Genomic DNA, 1,392 nt, shown 5'->3' on the forward strand with positions numbered 1-1,392 from the left:
AGATCACGATCGCCGCCGGGTTGCTGGCGACGGCGTTTTCGAGGATCGAGACTTGGCCATTGATGTCGGTCTCGGCCTGGGCGCCGAGCTCCGGCACGTTGATGCCGAGGTCCTTGCCGGCCTTGCGGGCGCCGGCCAGCACGATCTGCCAGTAGAAGGAGGTGGTGTCCTTGACGATGATCGGAATGGTCACGTCGGCCGCCGAGGCGGGTGCGGAATGCATGGCGCCGGCAAGCATCGACGCCGCGGCCAGGGCCACGAAAGCACGGCGGTTGAGAAGGCTGGTCACGAATTTCATTAGGTTCCTCCCTAAGTCGCCTGGTGAAGGTTTCGGAAGCTCCATCTGGATAGGCGCGGCCCAAACAGAACTTTATCAATAAAAAACAGATACCATTTTTTGATAGAGCATTGCCATGGCCGATGCAAGCGGTGTCTGCTGCCGTTTGTTTGATGCGGGTGAGGTCTGTTCTGCCATACCGGCTCCACCTTGGCGGCAGATGGATGCTTCCCGTTCCTCCTTATCGACATGGAACAATAATTCCATTATTATGTCAATATGGAATATTTATTCCCTCACAAGGTCGCAGATGGAAGGCCGGGTTCCCGGCTTCCGCCGCAATATTGACTTTCGGACTAAAGCGTCGCGCCGAGATGCCAGGGCACGAACTCGTTGTCGCCGTAGCCGAACGCCTCGCTCTTGGTCTTGCGGCCGGACGCCGTCTCGATGATCAGCTCGAAGATCTCGCGGCCCATGCCGGCAATGGTCTTCTCACCCGAGGCGATGACGCCGCAATTGACGTCCATGTCCTCTTCCATCTGGTGGTACATGGTCGAGTTGGTGGCGACCTTGATCGACGGCGTCGGCCGGCAGCCGAAGCAGGAGCCGCGGCCGGTGGTGAAGACGATGACATTGGCGCCGCCCGCCACCTGGCCGGTGGCCGAGACCGGGTCGTAGCCGGGCGTGTCCATGAACACCAGGCCGTGGCCCGAAACCTTCTCAGCATAGCCGAAGACGCCGTTGAGCGGGGTCTGGCCGCCCTTGGCGACGGCGCCCAGCGACTTCTCGAGGATCGTGGTCAGGCCGCCGCGCTTGTTGCCGGGCGAGGGGTTGTTGTCGATCGAAGCGCCGTGCTTGGCGGTATGGTCCTCCCACCATTTCACGAAGCCATCGAGCTTGGCGGCGATCTCGGGCGAGGCGGCGCGATAGGCGAGCAGGTGCTCGGCGCCGTAGATCTCGGTCGTCTCCGACAGGATGCCGATGCCACCGACGCCGGCCAGGATGTCGACAGCGGCGCCCAATGCCGGGTTGGCGGTGATGCCCGACATGCCGTCCGAGCCGCCGCATTGCAGGCCGACGACGATCTCGCTGACCGGGATGGGCTCGCGCTTGAG

Annotated in this window: 3 protein-coding genes; all 3 read right to left on the bottom strand. The window is 62.4% G+C overall.

The features are described 5' to 3' along the window. On the bottom strand, nucleotides 1-298 hold a 298-nt coding region (locus EOA28_RS35705; protein ID WP_148671102.1), incomplete at its 3' end, for a substrate-binding domain-containing protein. A gap of 75 nt (nucleotides 299-373) precedes the next feature. Continuing rightward, nucleotides 374-544: a hypothetical protein gene (locus EOA28_RS39305; RefSeq protein WP_189342381.1), complete on the bottom strand. Its 171-nt coding sequence runs from the start codon at nucleotides 542-544 to the stop codon at nucleotides 374-376. A gap of 89 nt (nucleotides 545-633) precedes the next feature. After that, a partial coding sequence (locus EOA28_RS35710; RefSeq protein WP_148671103.1) for a UxaA family hydrolase occupies nucleotides 634-1,392 on the bottom strand: 759 nt, incomplete at its 5' end.

It is taken from the genome of Mesorhizobium sp. M2A.F.Ca.ET.067.02.1.1 (genome assembly GCF_004023285.1).
Classification (GTDB): domain Bacteria; phylum Pseudomonadota; class Alphaproteobacteria; order Rhizobiales; family Rhizobiaceae; genus Mesorhizobium.

Bases quoted from the DNA above. Each gene is read 5' to 3' on its own strand.
- EOA28_RS39305 (WP_189342381.1), bottom strand. From the start codon at position 544: ATGGAATTATTGTTCCATGTCGATAAGGAGGAACGGGAAGCATCCATC.